The organism is Mesorhizobium sp. CA4, from assembly GCF_020165075.1.
GTDB lineage: Bacteria > Pseudomonadota > Alphaproteobacteria > Rhizobiales > Rhizobiaceae > Mesorhizobium.
Window position 1 is genome coordinate 47,973 of sequence record NZ_JAIUHK010000018.1, and the last position, 18,524, is coordinate 66,496.

Genomic DNA, 18,524 nt, shown 5'->3' on the forward strand with positions numbered 1-18,524 from the left:
CGCCTCAGCTCAAGCCGAGCACGTCCCGCATGGAATAAAGCCCGGGTTTTTTGCCGCGCGCCCAAAGCGCAGCCTTGACGGCGCCGCGGGCGAAGATGGCCCGGTCCTCGGCATGGTGGGACAGCGTGATGCGCTCACCGGTGCCGGCAAGGATCACGCTGTGGTCGCCGACGACGGAGCCGCCGCGCAGCGTCGCGAAGCCGATCGAGCCGGCCTTGCGCACGCCGGTATGGCCGTCGCGCACCCGCACGCTGTTCTCGGCAAGGTCGATGCCGCGCCCCTTCGCCGCCGCCTCGCCGAGCAGCAGCGCCGTGCCGGACGGCGCGTCCACCTTGTGGCGATGGTGCATCTCCAGGATCTCGATGTCGAAATCCTCAGGGTCGAGCGCCTTCGCCGCCTGCTCGACCAGCACGGCCAAAAGATTGACGCCGAGGCTCATATTGCCGGATTTGACGATCGTGGCATGGCGCGCGGCGGCGGCGATCTTCGCATTGTCCTCGGCCGAGCAGCCGGTGGTGCCGATGACATGGACGATGCGCGCCTGCGCGGCATAGCCGGCGAATTCCACGCTTGCCGCGGGCGCGGTGAAATCGAGCACGCCGTCGGCCTTGGCGAAGGCCGGCAGCGGATCGTCGACGATTGGCACGTTGATGATGCCGATGCCGGCGAGCTCGCCGGCATCCTTGCCGAGATGGGCCGAGTCCGGCCGCTCGACCGCGGCGGCGACGCGCGCGCCGGGCATGAAGTGGATGGCGCGGATCAGAGTCTGGCCCATGCGGCCGGCGGCGCCCACCACCACCAGGCCCATATCGCCGGCTTCACTCATGCGCTTCTCCTGACGGTTTTCTTGGTGCGGCTGCGCGGTGCGGGAGTTTGGGCCGAAGTCTGGCTTGCCTTGACGTCGTCGACAAGCCCCAGCCCCTTCTTGCCCTGGATCCGGTGGAAGCGGGCATAGATGCTGTGCGGGTCGGCCATCAGCGAGGCATGCGTGCCTTCCTCGACCAACCGCCCCTCTTCCAGCACGATGATGTGGTCGGCATTGACCACGGTCGACAGCCGATGCGCGATCACGATCGTCGTGCGCCCTTCGATCACATGGGTCAGCGCTTCCTGAACCCGCGCCTCGGCCTCGTTGTCGAGCGCCGAGGTCGCCTCGTCGAGCAAAAGGATCGGCGCGTGTCGAACGATGGCGCGCGCGATCGACACGCGCTGCCGCTGTCCGCCGGAAAGCGTCGAGCCGCCTTCGCCGACCGGCGTATCGTAGCCTTGCGGCTGCTGGCGGATGAACTCGTCGGCCGCCGCCTGTTTCGCCGCCTGCTCGATCTCGGCGTCGGTGGCCGACAGCCGGCCGTAGCGGATATTGTCGCGGATCGTGCCTTCGAAGAGATAAGGCGCCTGCGCCACATAGGCGATCGACTGGCGCAGCGAATGCTTCGTGACCTTCGATATATCCTGGCCGTCGACCTCGATCGAGCCCTTGTCGACGTCGTAGAAGCGCTGCAGCAGCGCCACTATCGTCGACTTGCCGACGCCCGAGGCGCCGACGATGGCCGTGACCTTGCCGGCCGCCGCGGTAAAGCTCAGGTCCCTCAGCACCGGCGTGTCGGCTTTGTAGCCGAAGGTCACATTGTTGAAGCGCACCTCGCCGGTGGTGACCTTCGCCTCGACCGCATCGGGCGCGTCGCCCTGCTTCGGCTCGAGATCGAGCAGCTCGTAGATCATGCGCGCATTGACCAGCGCGCGTTCCATGCCGACCTGCGTGCGCGCCAGGCGTCTTGCCGGGTCGTAGGCCATGATCAGCGCGGTGATGAAGGAGAACACCGCGCCCGGCGGTTGTCCAAGCACAAGCGCCCGATAGCCGGAATAGGCAAGCACGGCGGTGATGGCGAGGCCGCCCAGAATCTCGGAAATCGGCGACAGCCGCTCCGCGACGCGGGCGATCTTGTTGTTACGCTGCTCGGCGGCGTCGGCCATGATGCCGATGCGGCGCGCCAGCTCGTCCTCAAGGGTGAAGGCCTTGACGATGGCGATGCCTTGCGTGGCCTCCTGCACCGACCCGTTCAGCCGCGAGTTGATCAGCACCGATTCCCGGTTGATCCGCCGCAGCCGGCGGGTGATGTAGACGACGGCCCAGATAAGCGGCGGCCCGATCAGCAGCGAGCTGAGCGACAACACCGGGTCCTGGTAGATCATCACGCCGACAAGCGCGACCAGCGAGACCGCGTCGCGGCTGATGGAGGTCAGCGTCAGCGACAGCAGGTCGCGAATGCCGCCGACATTCTCATTGACCTGCGCCGCCAGCCGACCGGAACGGGTCTCGTTGAAAAAGTCGACGCCGAGCTTCATCAGATGGTCGAAGCTGCGCTTCTGGTAGCGGGCGACGAGATTGTTGCCGATCCTGGCAAGCGCCACGGCCTGGCCGTAGCCGGCGAAGCCCCGCAGCAGGGAGGCGCCCATGAAACCGGCGCAGATCCAGACGATCATGTCGCTACGCCGCTCGTAGAAGATCTGGTTGATCATCGGGGCCATGATCCACGCCGTGAAGGCGGTGGTGCCGGAGACGATCAGCAGGCAGGCGACGGCGACGACATAGGTCCAGCGGTATTCCCTGCCGTTTTCAGCCAGGATGCGGCGCAGCACCGCGCTGACCTCGGCGGGCTGGACTTTCAGTTTGAGCGAAGTTTGAACAGTCAAATCAGGGGCGCTTCGTGGTTTTCCGCGGGTCGGATGGGCCGCATTTCCGGCATCCTCTTAACGCCCCGGCTACGGCTTGCCTATGGCGAAACTTCGTCGCGGCGCCCGATCAATATCCCGAAACCGGGCGCGATCAGGCCCGCCAGCGCCGTCCCGCCGTCTGCACGCCGAACAGCGAAGGCGTCCTGGCATAGGCGGCAAGCCCGAGCAGCGCCGCCAGCGGATGGGTGATGACATAGACCGGCATTTCGCGCATCAGCGCCCTGTGCGGCGCCTTGTCCTCGAAGGCGGTGCGGAAATTGCCTTCCTTCAGCGCCGGCACGATCTTTTGCGCGATGCCGCCGGTGAGGAACACGCCGCCGCGGCCCATGAACACCAGCGCCAGATCCCCGGCGGTGCGGCCGAGGCAGGTGACGAACAGCTCCAGCGCCTCCTCGGCTACCGGATCGGATTTGGCGAGCGCGGCCGCGGTGATCTCGGCCGGCGTCGTCAAGGGCATCGGCTTGCCATCCGTCCTGGCCACGGCGCGGTAGACGTTGACCAACCCGCGTCCGCACAGGATCTGCTCGCCGGAGATGCGGCCTTCGAGCTTGTCGATATGCGGGAACACCGCGAAGTCGCGCGGTGTGCGCGGGCCGATATCCATATGGCCGCCCTCGCCCGGCACCGGGATCCAGTGGTTGAGCGCATGGATCAGCCCGGCGACGCCAAGGCCCGTGCCGGGGCCGAGCACGACGCGGCTTGCATGGGGTTCCGGCGCGCCGCCGCCGATCTTTTCCATATGCTCCTCGCCGAGCGCCACCACCGCCAGCGCCTGCGCTTCGAAATCATTGAGCACGACGACCTCGCCCAGGCCCAGATTGGCAAGCATCTGCCGGGGTTTTACGACCCAGGGGCAGTTGGTGAGCGGGATCTCGTCGCCGTCGACCGGCCCGGCGACCGCCAGCACGGCCGAGTTCGGCCGGATGGACGAACGGTCGAGCACCGCCGCCTGGATCGCCTCGTCGATGGTCCTGAAATTCGCCGTCTGGACGATCTGCGGCTCGGTCGCTTCCGAATTGGCGTCGAGCACGATCGAGAAGCGCGCATTGGTGCCGCCAATGTCGCCGATCAGGACCGGAAACCGCAGTCCCTTCTCGTCTTCGCCTGCCATGCTCTTGATCGTCCTCGTTGTGGCGCCGCTGCGGCGTTTCAATCGCCCATTCAATCGATTGACTAGCGCATGACCCCGCAAAGGGGAAGCGGGTTCGGCGTCAGGCTTGAACTCCTGGCTCGCCGGCGCTTCGCCCTTGAGGGGGAGATGGCCGCAAAGCGGCCAGAGGGGGCCGTCTCACATAGATCGCCAGCGTTGTCTTTCGTCGCGGAAGACGCGGGCGCTTTACGCTCGGCGACCCCCTCTGTCGCCTTCGGCGACATCTCCCCCGCAAGAGGGGAGATCACCCAGGGCCTCAGTTCCCCGGCCTTGGCCTTGGGAGCGGGATGCCGATCTTTGGCGTCGGCGCGAAAGCGCTTGCCGCCGCCGGGATCGCGGCGCTGCCGCTGGAGATCGTTTCCGCCGGTTCGGCCGGCTGAGGTTCGGCCACGGCGATCGCGGCGCCGCCGCCACGATAGGTCACCGCCTCCAGCGATGGCGCGTCAGGTGCGTTGACCACGTCCTCGCATTGCTTCGGCAGGTTGGCCATCGTCATCAGGTCGCGCGCCTTGGGCGCATCCGGGTTCTTGTTCGGCCGCCACGGCTCCTCGGTGAACCACCAGGCCAGCGGCTTGCCGCAGCCGTCGTCGCCCGGCGTCGCTTCCTGCCCCTTGCAGAAGGGCGAGCCAGGCTGGCAGCCGATGCGCATATGGAAATGATAGTCATGGCCCCAGAACGGCCGGATCTTACGCAGCCAGGAGCGGTCGCCGGTAACGGTGTCGCAGAGCTTCTTCTTGATACCCGGATTGACCAGGATGCGCTCGACCTCTGGGTAGCTCGCCGCGCGCTTCAAAAGCCGCGTATGCGCCGGCGTCCACAGCGCGTCCTTCACCAGATGCGTCTTCTCGTCGACCATCAGCGTCGCGCTCATGGTCTCGCGCTGCGCGATGGTCAGCGGCCGCTTCGGCATCGGCGTCAGCCAGATATCCGCGTCGAGCCCGATCTGATGCGAGGCGTGGCCGGTCATCATCGGTCCGCCGCGCGGTTGCGAGACGTCGCCGACCAGAAGCCCCGGCCAGCCGTCGGCCTGAGCATCGCGCGAAAGCTTTTCGATCAGCGCAATCATCGCCGGATGGCCCCAGCGCCGGTTGCGCGACGGGCGCATCACTTCCCAGGTCGGGCCGTCCATCGGCAGCGCCACGCCGCCGGTGAAGCAGCCTTTGGAGTAGAAGCCGAACGATTGCGCGGGCGCCACGGCCGGCAGTTTTCGGGCGCCGAACAACTCCTTGGCGCGGGGTTCGGCCGAAATGGCCACAGCCGCCAGCGCGGCCAGGGCCACCAGCGCCAGGGCGGCGGTCAGGAACGGCTTGCGGTCAGGCAGCGATCGCAAATTCATCAGGCTGGGTCCCTCTCCAGTCTATCACGTTGCCGCGCGGTCAGGCGAACCCGGCCAGGAACGAATCATACCACGCCGCCCGTCCCGCATCGATCAAAGCAGTAGAACACGATGTCTCGTCCGACCGCTTCACTCCGCCGTCATCTTCTCATCGAGCTACGCGGCTCTCCGTCCCGCCAGTTGCCTTCGGCCCACATCCGCTCCAGCGCCACCCGGTAGTTGGGAAACCGGAAGCGGTAGCCGGCCGCCTTGATCGTCTGATTCGCGACGCGCTTATTCTCGCCATAGAAAGACCGCGCCATGGGCGAAAGTTGGGCGGTCTCGAAGGGAATTTCCGGCGGCGGTGTGACGCCCATCAGCCCGGCGGCGTAAGCCACGACATCCTGCGGCGGCGCCGGCTCGTCATCGGTGACGTTGAAGATCCCGCCGAGATTCTTTTCGGCAAGATGCCAGAGCGCGCCGGCGATGTCGTCGCAATGGATGCGGTTGAACACTTGGTCCCTTTTGACCAGCCGCCGCGCCGTGCCGTCCTCGAGATTGGCCAGCGCATTGCGCCCCGGCCCGTAGATGCCGGAAAGCCGCAGGATCGCCACCGGCTTGCCGATCTCCCGGCCAAGCTTCAGCCATTCCTGTTCGGCCGCCACCCGCATGGTCGAACGCTTCGATACCGGCCGGCAGTCGCTGGTCTCGTCCACCCAGGCGCCGCCATGGTCGCCATAGACGCCGACGGTGGAGAGATAGCCGATCCATTCCAGCGCCGGCATGTTTGCCCGGATCGTTTCGCCGGCGGCGCTGAGCACCGGGTCGCCGGCCTCGTCGGGGGCGATCGAGACGATGAGATGCGTCGTCCCTGCAAGCGCCTCACCCAGTTCGGTCGATAGTGCGCCGTCGAAGCGCAGCGGCTCGATGCCGGCCGATCGCAGCGCCTCGAACTTTTCTGGCGCCCGGGTGGTGCCAAGGGTCGGTGCATGTTGGGCGTTTGCTCGCGCGAAAGCCTTGGCCGAATAGCCAGCGCCGAAGATGAAGAAGCGTCTTTCGCCCATCAAAAACCCCATCACCCGGCCTTTACGGCCAGCGCTGCAAGCCATTCCTCCCGGACCGTCGCATCGGTCTCGGTTTTCGCAGCGGTCGCGGCAAGGCTGCCAAACTCGCCCTTGGAGAGCAGTCGCGACAGAGCCCAGATTGCCGCACCCCGCACCAGCGGCGAGGCGTCGCCCAGCAGGCGGCGCGCAATGGGCGATAGCGAAGCGTCGCCCGAATTGCCGGCGGCAATCAGCACATTGCGGATGAAACGGTCGCGGCCGATGCGCTTGATCGGCGAGCCCGAGAAGAATGAGCGAAACCCTGCATCGTCGAGGAGCAACAGCTCCGAAAGCGGCGGCTCGCGCAGATCGGTGCGCGCGGCAAGCTTCGCCTCCGAAGCCGCACTGGCGAACTTGTTCCACGGGCAGGCGGCCAGGCAATCGTCGCAGCCATAGATGCGGTTGCCGATCGCCTCGCGGAATTCGCGCGGGATCGGCCCCTTGTTCTCGATAGTGAGGTAGGAGATGCAGCGCCGCGCATCGAGCCGGTAGGGCGCGGGAAACGCGCCGGTCGGGCATACGTCGAGACAGGCGCGGCAGGAGCCGCAATGGTCGATCTCATGCTTGTCCGGCTCCAGCTCGGCCGTGGTGAAGATCGTGCCGAGGAACAGCCACGAACCATGTGCCCGGCTGACCAGATTGGTGTGCTTGCCCTGCCAGCCGAGCCCCGCGGCTTCCGCCAGCGGCTTTTCCATCACGGGTGCTGTATCGACAAACACCTTCACATCGCCGCCGGCGCGCGCGACGATCTTGCCGGCGATCTCCTTCAGACGGCCCTTCATCACGTCATGATAGTCGCGGTTTTGCGCATAGACCGAGATCGCGCCGCGGTCGGACTTTGCGAGAACATCGCGCGGGTCGCGGTCCGGGCCGTAATTCATCGCCAGCACAATGATAGAGCGCACCTCCGGCCACAGCGTCGAGGGCTCGGCCCGGCGCTGAAGCGTCTCGGCGATCCACGCCATCGAGCCGTGGAAACCGTCGGAGACGAATTCGGCCAAGCGCGCGGGCGCCAGCGGGATCGCATCCGGCCTGGTGACGGCAACCGCCTCGAAGCCGGCGCGGCGCGCCTCCGCCTCGATCAGCGCGCGCAGTTTTTCAGAAGTCGAGGTCCGCATAATGCGATACCGGCGACAGGCCGCGCACCCGGTCGGAGAGCAGCGGCCGGAACGACGGCCGTGATTTCACCCGTGTGTACCATTCGCGCGCGGCGCCATGTTCGCGCCAGTCGATCTCGCCGAGATAATCGAGCACCGAAAGCGTCGCCGCCGCGGCGAGGTCGGCATAGGTCACTTTGTTGCCGGCCAGCCAATGGCGGGTGCCGGCCAGCCAGTTGGTGTATTTCATGTGCTGGCGGATGTTGGCGCGCGCGGCGCGGATCGCGGCCGAATCCGGCGAGCCGCCGCCGGCGGTTTCCGGCATGACCGGCTTCAGCACGCGCTCGCGCACCAGATGCCGCGTCACTTCGCTTTCGGCCTTCGCCAGATACCAGTCGGTCAGCCGGCGGATTTCGGCGCGCTGCATCGGGTCCTCTGCGAACAGCCGCTTGTCGCGCTTCAACACGCCGCGCGTCTCATCCAGATATTCGGCGATCACCATGGCCCCGACGATCGGCACGTCGCCTTCGGCGAGCAGGATCGGCAGCGTGCCGGCAGGGTTCAGCGCCAGAAACTCCTTGCGCCGGGTCCAAGGCTTTTCCTCGATCAGCGCCAGCTCCTCGCCATACTCGCCGAAAGCGAGGCGCACGAACCGGCAGGTGGCGAACATGGAATGATGGAAAAGCGTCAGCATGGTTCCGCGATGATAGGGCGCACTGGCAATTGGCCGGCCGCGCCGGTAAGTCATGGCCGCCCGATTCCAGGGACTGTCATGGTGCTGCGACCTATAGGGGGACTTCCGCCCCATGACAAGCAAGCCCTTCCCTTAGCCGTCATTCAAAAGCAGAGGTTGCCATGGAAAGCCAGACCATCGTCGAAGCGCTGCTGCTTGGGCTGCTGGAGGGCCTGACCGAGTTCATCCCGGTGTCCTCGACCGGCCACATCCTGCTTGCCGGCCATTTCCTTGGTTTCCATTCCACCGGCAAGGCCTTCGAGATCCTGATTCAGCTTGGCGCGATCCTGGCGATCCTCAGCGTCTATTTCAGCAAGCTCTGGCAGATGCTGGTCAAGCTGCCCAGCGACCCGCAGACCCGGCATTTCGTCATCGGCATCCTGATTGCCTTCCTGCCGGCTGCGGTGATCGGCGCGCTGGCGCATGATGTCATCAAGACAATCCTGTTCGAATCGCCCCGGCTGATCTGCATCATGCTGATCATTGGCGGCGTGGTGCTGCTTATCGTCGACCGCATCACCTTCAAGCCGCGCTTCCACGATGTCGAGCGCTTCCCATTGAGCGTTTACCTCAAGATCGGCCTGTTCCAATGCCTGTCGCTGATCCCCGGCACCTCGCGCTCCGGCTCGACCATCGTCGGCGCGCTGCTGATGGGCGTCGACAAGCGCGCCGCGGCCGAGTTCTCCTTCTTCCTCGCCATGCCGACCATGGTCGGCGCCTTCGCCTTCGATCTTTTCAAGAACCGCAACGTGCTGACCTCGGCCGATTTGCCGATCATCGCCGTCGGCTTCATCGCCGCCTTCGTCAGCGCGCTCATCGTGGTGCGCTTCCTGCTCGACTACGTCTCGCGCAACGGTTACGCGCTGTTCGGCTGGTGGCGGCTGGTGGTCGGGATCGCGGGGCTGGTGGCGCTATTCATTTGGGGGTGAGGCGGGCTTCGCCCGTACCAATCGTCGAGTTCCCGCCAACCCCCCTCTGGCCTGCCGGCCATCTCCCCCGCAAGGGGGGAGATCAGACGTCACCGCGGCTTTCGCCAATTGTGGGAACCGAAGAAGGGCGCGGCGCCCAACCTGCCAATCTCCCCCCTTGCGGGGGAGATTTCCGGCAGGACAGAGGGGGCTGCTGTCCCGCCAGCCTATCTCCGTTGAGCAGTCCTCAATTCCTCCCATAAAACGCATTCTCGACATGCACCGGCCAGCGCCAGGGCAGCACCGCCACCATGTCGAAACGCATCGATAGCCGGCCGTAATCCGGTTGGCGCGACAGCCACAAATCCGCGGCGCCCTCGATGCGGCGCTCCGATTCGCGGCCGATCGCTTCCATCGCCTCGATCAGCGTCCGCCGCGCCTTGACCTCGACGAACAGCACGAGGTCGCCGCGCCGGGCGATGAGGTCGATCTCGCCGAGCCTGGTGCGGTGGCGGCGGGCAAGGATGCGGTAGCCTTTCAACATCAGCGCCAGCGCCGCCAGCCACTCGCCGCGATGACCGCGCCGATAGGCCTTTCGGCGATGGCCGATCGTGCGTTCAGCCATCGCCGGCTCCTTTCTGTTTGACCATGATCTTGTCCGAAAACCGGCCTCCACTTTTCGGGATCATGGCCTGTCCTTGAGCTCGATCAGCCGGCGGTAAAGCGTCTGTTTCTGACCGCCCGTCATTTTTGCAGCTTCCGCAGCAGCTTTCGATGCCGGCATTTCGGCAGCAAGCGAGAGCAGGAGCCGGTCGATGTCGGCCGGCTGGTCCTCCGCCGCTTCCGGCGGACCGATACAGATGACGATCTCGCCTTTCGGCGTGTCTGCGGCGGCATAGTGGCCGGCCAGTTCGGCCAGGGTTCCGGTGCGCATTTCCTCGAAGGCCTTGGTCAGCTCGCGGCCGATCGCGGCCTTCCGGGCGCCGCCCAGCGCCTCGACCATCGCGCCAAGCGTCTCCGCCAGACGGCGCGGGGATTCGAAGAAGATCAGTGTCGCCGGCACCGCCTTGAACGTTTCGAGCTTGGTCAGCCTCTGTCCGGTCTTCACGGGCAGGAACCCTGCGAACAGGAAAGCATCGGACGGCAGGCCCGACGCGGTCAGCGCTGCAAGCGGAGCCGAAGGTCCGGGGATAGGCACGACGCGGATGCCATGATCCAGCGCCTCGCCGACCAGCCGGTAGCCGGGATCGGAGACCAAAGGCGTGCCGGCGTCCGAGATCAGCGCCACGCTCTGCTCGGCAGCCATCGCCTCGATCAGCTTCGGCCCGGCCTCACTCGCATTGTGCTCATGATAGGCGGTGGTGCGGCGGCGGATGCCGTAGCGTTCGAGCAGCACGCGCGAGACGCGCGTGTCCTCGCAGGCGACGATATCGGCAGCCGCCAGCGTCTCCAGCGCGCGCAGCGTGATGTCGGCCAAGTTGCCGATCGGTGTCGCCACCAGATAGAGAGCCGGCTGAAGCGGCCGCGCCGCGATCTCGCTCTGTCCGATCAGATAGCTGCGTTTGTCGCCGGTCACCGAATGCCCCTCATTCCGAGCAATTCCAGGAAAAGTGCGTCGCGGTTTTCCGTCCGGAATTGCGAAGAACCAAGTCTGTTTCGCATGGCTGACGCCCCGTTGCAAAACGTGAGGTCGAGGTAAGGAAATCGCCTTGCCTTTGCCACAGTGCGGAACGAAACCCACATCGGCGAATTTAACCCCTGATTCCCCGGGAGGAGGCAGGACCGAACGATGCCCAATCGCTTCGATATTTTTATCGGCCGACTTGAAAGCAAGACCGCCCGCGAGGGCATCCCTCCACACCCTATCGCCGCCGAGTCCGGGGCGCGCCGCAACAAGGCCGACCAGAAGCCTATCCGTCACGGCGAGGCGCATGGCGAGAAGCACCGCGGCAAGCACCGCCAGAAGCACGACGCTTGAAGTAACTGGCAACCTTCGCGACCTCGCGCCTCCTCATTCCAGGGCGGAGCAAGGAGCGAAGCGAGGCGCGCAGATCCTGGAACGTTACGTCGAAGCGCCACCCACGTGCAGAATTCTGCACCGCCGCGCCCTTCGCGCGAGGTCACGGCATGGATTCTCGGGTCAAGCCCGAGAATGACGAAGGTGCTGCTCTACCTGGCCAAATCCGCCACCACCGCATCGAGCACGATCATCCCTGCCGTAGTGGCGCGCAGCCTGGCATTGCCGACCGGCGCCACCAGCCCTTCCTCCTGAAGCACCGAGAGCCGCGCGCTTGAAAGGCCGCGACCCGAGAGCGCCTCGTAGCGCTGCAGGTCGATGCCTTCGGCGAGCCTTAGGCCCATCAGCAGGAACTCGTCCGCCTCTTCGGAACGCGTCAGGATCTCGCCGCCGGTTATGCCGTGGCCCTTGGCCTCGACCAGATTGGCCCAGGTCTCCGGCATTCTTTCCGCGATCGTCACCGTGCGGCGTCCGTTCTCGACGAAGCGGCCATGCGCGCCCGGCCCGACGCCGACATATTCGCCATAGCGCCAATAGGTGAGGTTGTGCCGGCTCTCGGCGCCCGGCCGGGCGTGGTTGGAAATCTCATACGCGGGCAGGCCTTGCGCCGCCGTGACCTCTTGCGTCAGCGCGTAGAGGTCGGCGGCATCGTCGTTGTCGGGCAGCGTGAATTTGCGCGCAGCGTAAAGCGCGTGGAAGGGCGTGCCCTCCTCGATGGTCAGCTGATAGAGCGACAGGTGGTCGACGGCATAGCCGATCGCCTGCTCCAGCTCCGCCCCCCATGCTTCCGGCGTCTGGCCGGGCCGCGCATAGATCAGGTCAAAGGACAGCCGCGGAAAAATTTCGCGCGCGAGGCCGATGGCCTGCAGCGCCTCCTCGACATTGTGCAGCCGGCCGAGGAAGCGCAGATCCTTGTCGTTCAGGGCCTGCACGCCGAGCGAGACGCGGTTGACGCCGGCGGCGCGATAGCCGCGGAAACGTTCGGCCTCGACCGAGGACGGGTTGGCCTCCAGCGTCACCTCGATGCCGGCAGGCACCGTCCAGTTCCTCGCCACGGCCTCCATGACGGCGGCCACCGTTTGCGGCTTCATTAGCGACGGCGTGCCGCCGCCGATGAAGATGCTGGTCACCTCGCGCGGCCCGGTGCGGTCGCGCATGGTCCTGAGCTCCGTCTCGAAGGCGCGGGCAAAACGCTCCTGGTCGACCGGCTGGTGGCGGACATGGCTGTTGAAGTCGCAGTAAGGGCACTTGGCCGCGCAGAACGGCCAGTGGATATAGACGCCGAAGCCGGGGCTGCGGTCGAGCGGGATGGTGACCGCGCTCATGCCGATCCTAGCCTGGCCAAATCCAGACGCCCCAAATCCAGTCGCGCTTGCGCGAATTTCTGGAAAGCGCGGGCGCGGTGCGACAGCGCCGTCGCCTGGCCGGGCTTCCAGCCATGCTTTTCTTCCGCGCTCATCTCGCCAAAGGTCTTGTCGAAACCGTTGGGCAGGAACACCGGATCGTAGCCGAAGCCGAGCGTGCCGCGCGGCGGCCAGACCAGCGTGCCTTCCGCTTCGCCGCGATAATATTCGGCCTCGCCGTCGGGAAATGCCAGGCAGATGACGGCGACGAAGCGGCCGGTGCGGTGCGAAGGCTCGGTCGCGCCGACTTCCTGCAGGGCGGTTTCGGTCTTCTGCATGGCCATGCCGAAATCCCTGCTGCCATCGGGCTTCTCGGCCCAGTTGGCGGTATAAACACCGGGCGCGCCGTCGAGCGCGTCGACGCAGAGCCCGGAATCATCGGAAAGCGCCGGCAGGCCGGTGGCCTTGGCGGCGGCATATGCCTTGATATAGGCGTTCTCCTCGAAGGTGGTGCCGGTCTCGTCGGGTTCGGGCAGGCCGTATTCCTTGGCCGATTTCGCCTCGAAGCCGAACGGCGCCATCAGGTCGGCGAATTCGCGCAGCTTGCCTTCGTTGTGGCTGGCGACGACGATCTTTTTTCCGTTAAGCGAATGCATCAAAAACCCCAGATCCGTGGTTCGGCGAACTCGATCGAATTGCCGGACGGGTCGCGGATATAGATCGAGTGCCCGCCCTGCGGCCATTCGAAATCGCTTTCGATGGCGATATTGTTGGCGGTGAGATGCTTGCGCCATGCGGCGATTTCATCGGCGGTTGCCGCAAAGCAGAGGTGCCCTTCGCCGGCCGTGCCGTGCGGCGGCACCTTGAGCCGAGCGTCCGGCGCCGGCGGGATCTTCGTCGCCTCGGCGTTGAAGAGAAGCAATACGCCGTCGCCGCAACGGAAGAAGACGTGCCGGCCCTCGACCTTGCCCAAGGCTTCGAGACCGATGATGTCGCGGTAGAAGGCTTCGGCGGCGTGTAGGTCTGTGACGTAGAGGGCGGATTCGAGGATTGCGGAGGGTATCACGAGGCCCCCCTCTCTGCCCTGCCGGCCATCTCCCCCGCAAGGGGGGAGATTGGCAGCTCCGCCGGCGGCATCTCAACGTTGATAGTTGGCGAAACCCAAGGTGACATCCGATCTCCCCCCTTGCGGGGGAGATGGCCGGCAGGCCAGAGGGGGGTGTGAAGGATCGCCGACCTCATCGCATTCAACGTCAGGCCACCGCCATCTGCTGCAGGCTCACCAGCCGCGAAATACCCTTCTTCGCCAACCCCATCAGCGCCGCGAACTGCTCCTCGGAAAACGGCTCGCCCTCCGCCGTGCCCTGGATCTCGACGATGCCGCCCTTGCCGGTCATGACGAAATTGGCATCGGTGCCCGCCGAGGAATCCTCGAGGTAATCGAGGTCGATGACCGGCTGGCCGTCATGGATGCCGCAGGAGATCGCCGCCACATGGTCCTTCAGCACCTTGGCGACGCTCACCATCTGGCGCGCTTCCATCCAGCGCAGGCAATCATAGAGCGCCACCCAGCCGCCGGTGATCGAGGCCGTGCGGGTGCCGCCATCGGCCTGGATCACGTCGCAGTCGACGGTGATCTGCTGTTCGCCCAGCGCCTGCAGGTCGACCACGGCGCGCAGCGAACGGCCGATCAGCCGCTGGATCTCCAGCGTGCGGCCGCCCTGCTTGCCGGCCGAGGCCTCGCGCCGCATGCGCTCGCCGGTCGAGCGCGGCAGCATGCCGTATTCGGCCGTCACCCAGCCCTTGCCGGAATTGCGCATCCAGGCCGGCACCTTTTCCTCCAGGCTCGCCGTGCACAAGACATGCGTGTCGCCGAACTTCACCAGGCACGAGCCTTCGGCATGCTTGGAAACGCCGCGCTCGAAGGAGATGGCGCGCATTTCGTCGGCTTGGCGTTTGGAGGGGCGCATCGAGGCTCTTTCTGTTCTTTCCCGGATTCGTCGGCGGCTTGTAGACGCATGCGCAGCATGGCGCAAAGGAAAACGAGGTCGCAAAGGAAAACGGGCCGGGTAACCGCAAACGCGGCACCCACAACCGCGAACGCGGCACGTGACCGCGAATGCGGCACCGGGTTGCGCCGCTGTGGCTTAAGTCTATATCTTTCGGCAGGAGGTTTCTCGCCGGAATGAACAAACCAGTCGATCCGACGTCGCAGTCGCCCGGGCTTCAGTCGCCCGTACTTCAATCACTCGACATGCGCTCGCGCGATATTTTCCGGCGGATCGTCGATTCCTACCTGCGCGACGGCGAGCCGGTCGGCTCGCGCAGCCTGTCGCGCATCCTGCCCTCCTCGCTGTCGCCCGCCACCATCCGCAACGTGATGAGCGATCTCGAGCATCTGGGGCTGATCTACGCGCCGCATGTGTCCGCCGGGCGGCTGCCGACCCAGACAGGCTTGCGCTTCTTCGTCGACGCCTTCATGGAGCTCGGCGACCTTTCCGACGACGAGCGCCGCACCATCGAAGCGCAGGTGCGCGCCTCCGGCTCGGGCGCGACGCTGGAGCATATGCTGACCGAGGCCAGCCAGATGCTGTCCGGCATGTCGCGCGGCGCCGGCCTCGTGCTTGCCTCCAAGAACGAGGTGGCGCTGAAGCACATCGAATTCATCCAGCTCGAGCCCACCAAGGCGCTTGCCGTGCTGGTGTCGCAGAACGGTGACGTCGAGAACCGCGTCGTCGAGCTGCCGGCCGGCATCACCGTGTCGCAGCTGCATGAGGCGTCCAATTTCCTCAACGCCCATATTCGTGGCCGCACCCTGGCTGAGGCGCGCGTTGAGATCGCCCGCATCAAGGAGGAGACCAGGGCGGCCCTCGACACGCTGTCGCAGGATCTGGTCGAGAAGGGCCTCGCGGTCTGGGCCGGCGCTGAAAGCGGCCTGCCGGCGCGTCTCATCGTGCGCGGCCGCGCCAATCTTCTGGAAAACGTCACCGCCCAGGCCGATCTCGAATTGCTGCGTCATCTGTTCGAGGATTTGGAAACGCAGGACGGCTTGCTGCAGCTGCTCGACCTTGCCGAGGAAGGGCCGGGCGTGCGCATCTTCATCGGCTCGGAGAACAAGCTGTTTTCGCTGTCCGGCTCGTCGCTGGTCGTCGCTCCCTATCGCGACAAGGACGCCCGTGTCGTCGGCGCGCTTGGCGTCATCGGCCCGACGCGCCTGAATTACGCCCGCATCGTGCCGATGGTCGACTATACCGCACAGCTGATTTCCCGCATGCTTCGTTAGGTGTATCGATTTTCAGGTGATGGCGGCCTGCGAACGGCGGCTTCCTGTGCTTCCTGCCTTCGCCGGCCGAAGCGCTTGTGAGTGGCGCGGCAGCTAGATTAAGGCTACGGTCGGCGTAGGCCGGTGCTCACGTACTTTAAGTGCGCTCCGCTCCGGTTCTCGGAATCCACCGTTCTCGACTCGGCCTGACCTGAATCTCGACACACCTAAGATCGCCGCAGAGGAGAAAAACATGGCGCTGGAATCGTTGAAAGCCCAGATCAGCCTGCTGCTCGAGGAGATGGTCAACCAGCCCGAGGACGAGCATGAGATCCAGGAGCAGCTGCGCGAGAAGTTGCGGGAAATGCGCGCCATGGGCCTGCCCTTGCCGGCCGACCTCGTCGAATTGGAAAAGCGCCTCGACGACGATCTGGATGCCGAAGAGGTCTGAGCCCGGCGTTCCGTCAAATCACGTGCGCGAGCTTCTCTTTTCGATCGTTAGCCCAATATGTTCTGTCTCCGGGCGCCTTCGAGTGAGGCGCCCGCAGACAGGACATGTTGGCAGACGACGGAGGACAGCATGATGCGGATCGCCGGCCTTGTGGGCCTCGCGCTGGTTTTTGCCACGGCTGCCTTTGCGCAGCAGGCCGATCGGCCCTTGCTCAGCGGCGAAAAGGCCTTCGGCGACTGGAAGGCCGACCGCCCGGGCGTGCGCCGGCTGCTGAAACCCGAGGATTTGCCGAAGCCCGATATGACGGAGTCCGCCTCCAATGGCGGCGGCGTCACCGATCGCCCCGAGGATGCGAAGCCGAAACTTCCGCCCGGTTTTTCCGCCGAGCTCGTCGCGTCCGGCATCGACAGCCCGCGCGTCGTGCGCGTGGCGCCGAATGGCGATCTCTTCGTCGCCGACAGCCGGGCGAACCAGGTCCGCGTCTATCGCCTCGCGCAAGGCAGCGCCAAGCCCGCGCAGAAGTCGATCTTCGCCAAGGGCCTGACGCGGCCCTACGGCATTGCCTTCTATCCGCCGGGCGACAAGCCGCAATGGGTCTATGTCGCCAACAGCAACAGCGTCGTCCGCTTCCCCTATCGCGGTGGCGACCTGGAAGCGTCGGGCAAGCCGGAAACCATCGTGGCCAAGGTCCCCGCCAGCCACCATTGGACGCGCGACATCGCCTTCTCGCCCGACGGCAAGACGCTCTATCTGTCGGTCGGCTCCGGCTCCAACATCGCCGAGGATATGGGGGCGAAGCCGAAGGGCGGTGTCGAGGAATGGGCGAAATCGCAGCCGCTCGGCGAAGCCTGGGGCTCGGAACAGGGCCGCGCCGACGTGCTCGCCTTCGACCCCGACGGCAACGACCGCAGGACGGTCGCCACCGGCCTGCGCAATTGCTCCGGCATGACCGTGCAGCCGGCGACGGGCGCACTCTGGTGCGTTGTCAACGAGCGCGACGAGCTTGGCGACAACACCCCGTTCGAATACGCGACCGCGGTGAAGGAAGGCGCCTTCTATGGCTGGCCCTGGTATTACATCGGCGACAATGAGGACCCGCGCCACAAGGGCGCGCGCCCCGACCTCGCCGGCAAGGTCACGGTTCCGGATGTGCTGATGCAGGCGCATTCGGCGCCGCTCAACATCGCCTTCTACGACGGCGAGAATTTTCCGGCTGATTACAAGGGCGACGCCTTCGTCACGCTGCACGGCTCGTGGAACCGCAATGTCCGCACTGGCTACAAGGTGGTGCGGCTGAGATTCAAGGACGGCAAGCCGACCGGCGAATACGAGGACTTCGCCACCGGCTTCGTCATATCCGACGACGCGGTCTGGGGCCGGCCGGTCGGCGTCGCCGTGGCCAGGGACGGCGCGCTGATCCTCACCGAGGACGGCAACGGCACGATTTGGCGTGTAACTTACGGCGGGTAGACTTATGGTGGCTAGCTCCCGGTCGAGTTGTAGCGGCTCCCCCCTCACCCGGATTGCCATCCGAATTGCGAACAGCAATTCGGGCCAATCCGACCTCTCCCCAAGGGGAGAGGAGCAGGCAAGCGCCGGCGCCAACCTCTTCTCCCCCCGGGGAGAAGGTGGCCGCGCAGCGGCCCGATGAGGGGGCTGGCGCAAACGAATCCGGACCTAAGCGAATTCATTCCCGTTCCGTTTCGTGCAATAGACGCGTCCGATCCCAGGCCAGAACGATGACACTCACCGGATTCCTCGCTTACAGCGCCGCGCTCGGCATCGCCGCGGCCATCCCGGGCCCAGGCGTCACGGCGCTTGTCGCCCGCGCGCTCGGCTCCGGCTTCCGTTCCTCGCTCGCCATGTCGTTCGGCCTGATGCTCGGCGACCTCACCTACCTCACCGCCGTGGTGCTCGGGCTCGCCTTCGTCGCCCACACCTTCGCCATGGTCTTCCTCGCCATCAAATGGGCGGGCGTTGCCTATCTCGCCTCCTTGCCTGGCGCTTCTGGACCAGCGGCATCACGCCCGAAAACCTCGAGGCGCGGAAGGCCAAGGGCGGGCTGGTGTCGAGCTTCATCGCCGGGCTGACGGTGACGCTCGGCAATCCCAAGACGATGATCTTCTATCTCGCCATCACGCCGACCGTCGTCGACCTGAAGACGATCACGCTCGCCGACTACGCCATCCTCGCGACGCTCACCGTGGTGGTTCTGTTCGTGGTACTGGTGCCTTATCTGGCGCTGGCCGCCAAGGCGCGCTGGTTCCTGAAATCGCCGCGCGCGCTGAAGGTGCTGAACCGCACCGCCGCCGGCTTCATGATGGGGGCGGCTGCCGCCATAGCGGCGCGTCAATAGGTTCCAATCTCAACCGATCCCGGATTCGGCCAAACTATTCCTGAAACCCGTCG

At 65.7% G+C, this 18,524-nt stretch carries 18 protein-coding genes and 1 pseudogene; 6 read left to right on the plus strand and 13 right to left on the minus strand.

Features of this window, described 5'->3' with window-relative positions; all coding sequences use genetic code 11:
• Nucleotides 1–4: 4 nt before the first annotated feature.
• The 7 genes from dapB to LB528_RS16345 form a co-directional block, all read right to left on the minus strand.
• Nucleotides 5–826, minus strand: a complete 822-nt coding sequence (gene dapB, locus LB528_RS16315; protein WP_224715520.1) for a 4-hydroxy-tetrahydrodipicolinate reductase — start codon at nucleotides 824–826, stop codon at nucleotides 5–7.
• Nucleotides 823–2,694 (minus strand): ABC transporter ATP-binding protein, encoded by a 1,872-nt coding sequence (locus tag LB528_RS16320; protein ID WP_224715521.1) that lies wholly within the window; start codon nucleotides 2,692–2,694, stop codon nucleotides 823–825. The genes dapB and LB528_RS16320 overlap by 4 nt, the downstream gene beginning before the upstream one ends.
• A gap of 133 nt (nucleotides 2,695–2,827) precedes the next feature.
• Nucleotides 2,828–3,847, minus strand: a complete 1,020-nt coding sequence (locus LB528_RS16325) for a glucokinase (RefSeq protein WP_224715522.1) — start codon at nucleotides 3,845–3,847, stop codon at nucleotides 2,828–2,830.
• Nucleotides 3,848–4,142: 295 nt separating this feature from the next.
• The gene (gene mepA, locus LB528_RS16330) at nucleotides 4,143–5,222 is read right to left on the minus strand and encodes a penicillin-insensitive murein endopeptidase (protein WP_224715523.1); all 1,080 of its coding nucleotides are present in this window, start codon (nucleotides 5,220–5,222) and stop codon (nucleotides 4,143–4,145) included.
• Nucleotides 5,223–5,362: 140 nt separating this feature from the next.
• The gene (locus tag LB528_RS16335) at nucleotides 5,363–6,265 is read right to left on the minus strand and encodes an SDR family oxidoreductase (RefSeq protein ID WP_224715524.1); all 903 of its coding nucleotides are present in this window, start codon (nucleotides 6,263–6,265) and stop codon (nucleotides 5,363–5,365) included.
• An 11-nt stretch (nucleotides 6,266–6,276) separates the two neighbouring features.
• Nucleotides 6,277–7,422 (minus strand): tRNA epoxyqueuosine(34) reductase QueG, encoded by a 1,146-nt coding sequence (gene queG, locus LB528_RS16340; RefSeq protein ID WP_224715525.1) that lies wholly within the window; start codon nucleotides 7,420–7,422, stop codon nucleotides 6,277–6,279.
• Nucleotides 7,403–8,095 (minus strand): glutathione S-transferase family protein, encoded by a 693-nt coding sequence (locus tag LB528_RS16345; protein ID WP_224715575.1) that lies wholly within the window; start codon nucleotides 8,093–8,095, stop codon nucleotides 7,403–7,405. The genes queG and LB528_RS16345 overlap by 20 nt, the downstream gene beginning before the upstream one ends.
• Before the next feature lie 161 nt (nucleotides 8,096–8,256).
• Between LB528_RS16345 and LB528_RS16350 the strand changes: the two genes are divergently transcribed.
• Nucleotides 8,257–9,063: an undecaprenyl-diphosphate phosphatase gene (locus LB528_RS16350; protein ID WP_224715526.1), complete on the plus strand. Its 807-nt coding sequence runs from the start codon at nucleotides 8,257–8,259 to the stop codon at nucleotides 9,061–9,063.
• A 226-nt stretch (nucleotides 9,064–9,289) separates the two neighbouring features.
• Here the strand turns inward: LB528_RS16350 and LB528_RS16355 are convergent, their stop codons facing one another.
• Together LB528_RS16355 and rsmI are read right to left on the minus strand one after the other, a co-directional pair.
• The gene (locus tag LB528_RS16355) at nucleotides 9,290–9,667 is read right to left on the minus strand and encodes a YraN family protein (protein ID WP_224715527.1); all 378 of its coding nucleotides are present in this window, start codon (nucleotides 9,665–9,667) and stop codon (nucleotides 9,290–9,292) included.
• 60 nt (nucleotides 9,668–9,727) lie between these two features.
• Nucleotides 9,728–10,618: a 16S rRNA (cytidine(1402)-2'-O)-methyltransferase gene (rsmI, locus tag LB528_RS16360; protein WP_224715528.1), complete on the minus strand. Its 891-nt coding sequence runs from the start codon at nucleotides 10,616–10,618 to the stop codon at nucleotides 9,728–9,730.
• A gap of 213 nt (nucleotides 10,619–10,831) precedes the next feature.
• Between rsmI and LB528_RS16365 the strand changes: the two genes are divergently transcribed.
• Complete coding sequence (locus tag LB528_RS16365) at nucleotides 10,832–11,020, plus strand: hypothetical protein (RefSeq protein ID WP_224715529.1); 189 nt, start codon at nucleotides 10,832–10,834, stop codon at nucleotides 11,018–11,020.
• A 191-nt stretch (nucleotides 11,021–11,211) separates the two neighbouring features.
• On the opposite strand, the gene hemW is transcribed toward LB528_RS16365, so the two are convergent.
• The 4 genes from hemW to rph all read right to left on the minus strand — a co-directional run bounded on the left by hemW (nucleotide 11,212) and on the right by rph (nucleotide 14,372).
• Nucleotides 11,212–12,384 carry a radical SAM family heme chaperone HemW gene (hemW, locus tag LB528_RS16370; protein ID WP_224715530.1) on the minus strand — a complete coding sequence of 391 codons (1,173 nt, stop codon included), beginning with the start codon at nucleotides 12,382–12,384 and terminating at the stop codon, nucleotides 11,212–11,214.
• Nucleotides 12,381–13,058 (minus strand): RdgB/HAM1 family non-canonical purine NTP pyrophosphatase, encoded by a 678-nt coding sequence (gene rdgB, locus LB528_RS16375; RefSeq protein WP_224715531.1) that lies wholly within the window; start codon nucleotides 13,056–13,058, stop codon nucleotides 12,381–12,383. The genes hemW and rdgB overlap by 4 nt, the downstream gene beginning before the upstream one ends.
• On the minus strand, nucleotides 13,058–13,468 hold the full coding sequence (locus LB528_RS16380; protein ID WP_224715532.1) for a VOC family protein: 411 nt from the start codon (nucleotides 13,466–13,468) through the stop codon (nucleotides 13,058–13,060). The genes rdgB and LB528_RS16380 overlap by 1 nt, the downstream gene beginning before the upstream one ends.
• Before the next feature lie 187 nt (nucleotides 13,469–13,655).
• Nucleotides 13,656–14,372, minus strand: a complete 717-nt coding sequence (rph, locus tag LB528_RS16385) for a ribonuclease PH (protein WP_027169620.1) — start codon at nucleotides 14,370–14,372, stop codon at nucleotides 13,656–13,658.
• A gap of 215 nt (nucleotides 14,373–14,587) precedes the next feature.
• Between rph and hrcA the strand changes: the two genes are divergently transcribed.
• The 4 genes and pseudogenes from hrcA to LB528_RS16405 all read left to right on the plus strand — a co-directional run bounded on the left by hrcA (nucleotide 14,588) and on the right by LB528_RS16405 (nucleotide 18,471).
• Nucleotides 14,588–15,685 carry a heat-inducible transcriptional repressor HrcA gene (gene hrcA, locus LB528_RS16390; protein ID WP_224715533.1) on the plus strand — a complete coding sequence of 366 codons (1,098 nt, stop codon included), beginning with the start codon at nucleotides 14,588–14,590 and terminating at the stop codon, nucleotides 15,683–15,685.
• Nucleotides 15,686–15,917: 232 nt separating this feature from the next.
• Nucleotides 15,918–16,115, plus strand: a complete 198-nt coding sequence (locus LB528_RS16395) for a hypothetical protein (RefSeq protein ID WP_224515213.1) — start codon at nucleotides 15,918–15,920, stop codon at nucleotides 16,113–16,115.
• A gap of 129 nt (nucleotides 16,116–16,244) precedes the next feature.
• On the plus strand, nucleotides 16,245–17,585 hold the full coding sequence (locus LB528_RS16400) for a PQQ-dependent sugar dehydrogenase (RefSeq protein WP_224715534.1): 1,341 nt from the start codon (nucleotides 16,245–16,247) through the stop codon (nucleotides 17,583–17,585).
• A gap of 269 nt (nucleotides 17,586–17,854) precedes the next feature.
• Nucleotides 17,855–18,471 (plus strand): annotated as a pseudogene (locus LB528_RS16405) (LysE family translocator).
• The last annotated feature ends 53 nt before the right edge of the window (nucleotides 18,472–18,524 follow it).

Coding starts and splice junctions, on each gene's coding strand:
- dapB (WP_224715520.1), bottom strand. CDS start 826: ATGAGTGAAGCCGGCGATATGGGCCTGGTGGTGGTGGGCGCCGCCGGC.
- LB528_RS16325 (WP_224715522.1), bottom strand. CDS start 3,847: ATGGCAGGCGAAGACGAGAAGGGACTGCGGTTTCCGGTCCTGATCGGC.
- mepA (WP_224715523.1), bottom strand. CDS start 5,222: ATGAATTTGCGATCGCTGCCTGACCGCAAGCCGTTCCTGACCGCCGCC.
- LB528_RS16335 (WP_224715524.1), bottom strand. CDS start 6,265: ATGGGCGAAAGACGCTTCTTCATCTTCGGCGCTGGCTATTCGGCCAAG.
- queG (WP_224715525.1), bottom strand. CDS start 7,422: ATGCGGACCTCGACTTCTGAAAAACTGCGCGCGCTGATCGAGGCGGAG.
- LB528_RS16345 (WP_224715575.1), bottom strand. CDS start 8,095: ATGCTGACGCTTTTCCATCATTCCATGTTCGCCACCTGCCGGTTCGTG.
- LB528_RS16350 (WP_224715526.1), top strand. CDS start 8,257: ATGGAAAGCCAGACCATCGTCGAAGCGCTGCTGCTTGGGCTGCTGGAG.
- LB528_RS16355 (WP_224715527.1), bottom strand. CDS start 9,667: ATGGCTGAACGCACGATCGGCCATCGCCGAAAGGCCTATCGGCGCGGT.
- LB528_RS16365 (WP_224715529.1), top strand. CDS start 10,832: ATGCCCAATCGCTTCGATATTTTTATCGGCCGACTTGAAAGCAAGACC.
- hemW (WP_224715530.1), bottom strand. CDS start 12,384: ATGAGCGCGGTCACCATCCCGCTCGACCGCAGCCCCGGCTTCGGCGTC.
- rdgB (WP_224715531.1), bottom strand. CDS start 13,058: ATGCATTCGCTTAACGGAAAAAAGATCGTCGTCGCCAGCCACAACGAA.
- rph (WP_027169620.1), bottom strand. CDS start 14,372: ATGCGCCCCTCCAAACGCCAAGCCGACGAAATGCGCGCCATCTCCTTC.
- hrcA (WP_224715533.1), top strand. CDS start 14,588: ATGAACAAACCAGTCGATCCGACGTCGCAGTCGCCCGGGCTTCAGTCG.
- LB528_RS16395 (WP_224515213.1), top strand. CDS start 15,918: ATGGCGCTGGAATCGTTGAAAGCCCAGATCAGCCTGCTGCTCGAGGAG.
- LB528_RS16400 (WP_224715534.1), top strand. CDS start 16,245: ATGATGCGGATCGCCGGCCTTGTGGGCCTCGCGCTGGTTTTTGCCACG.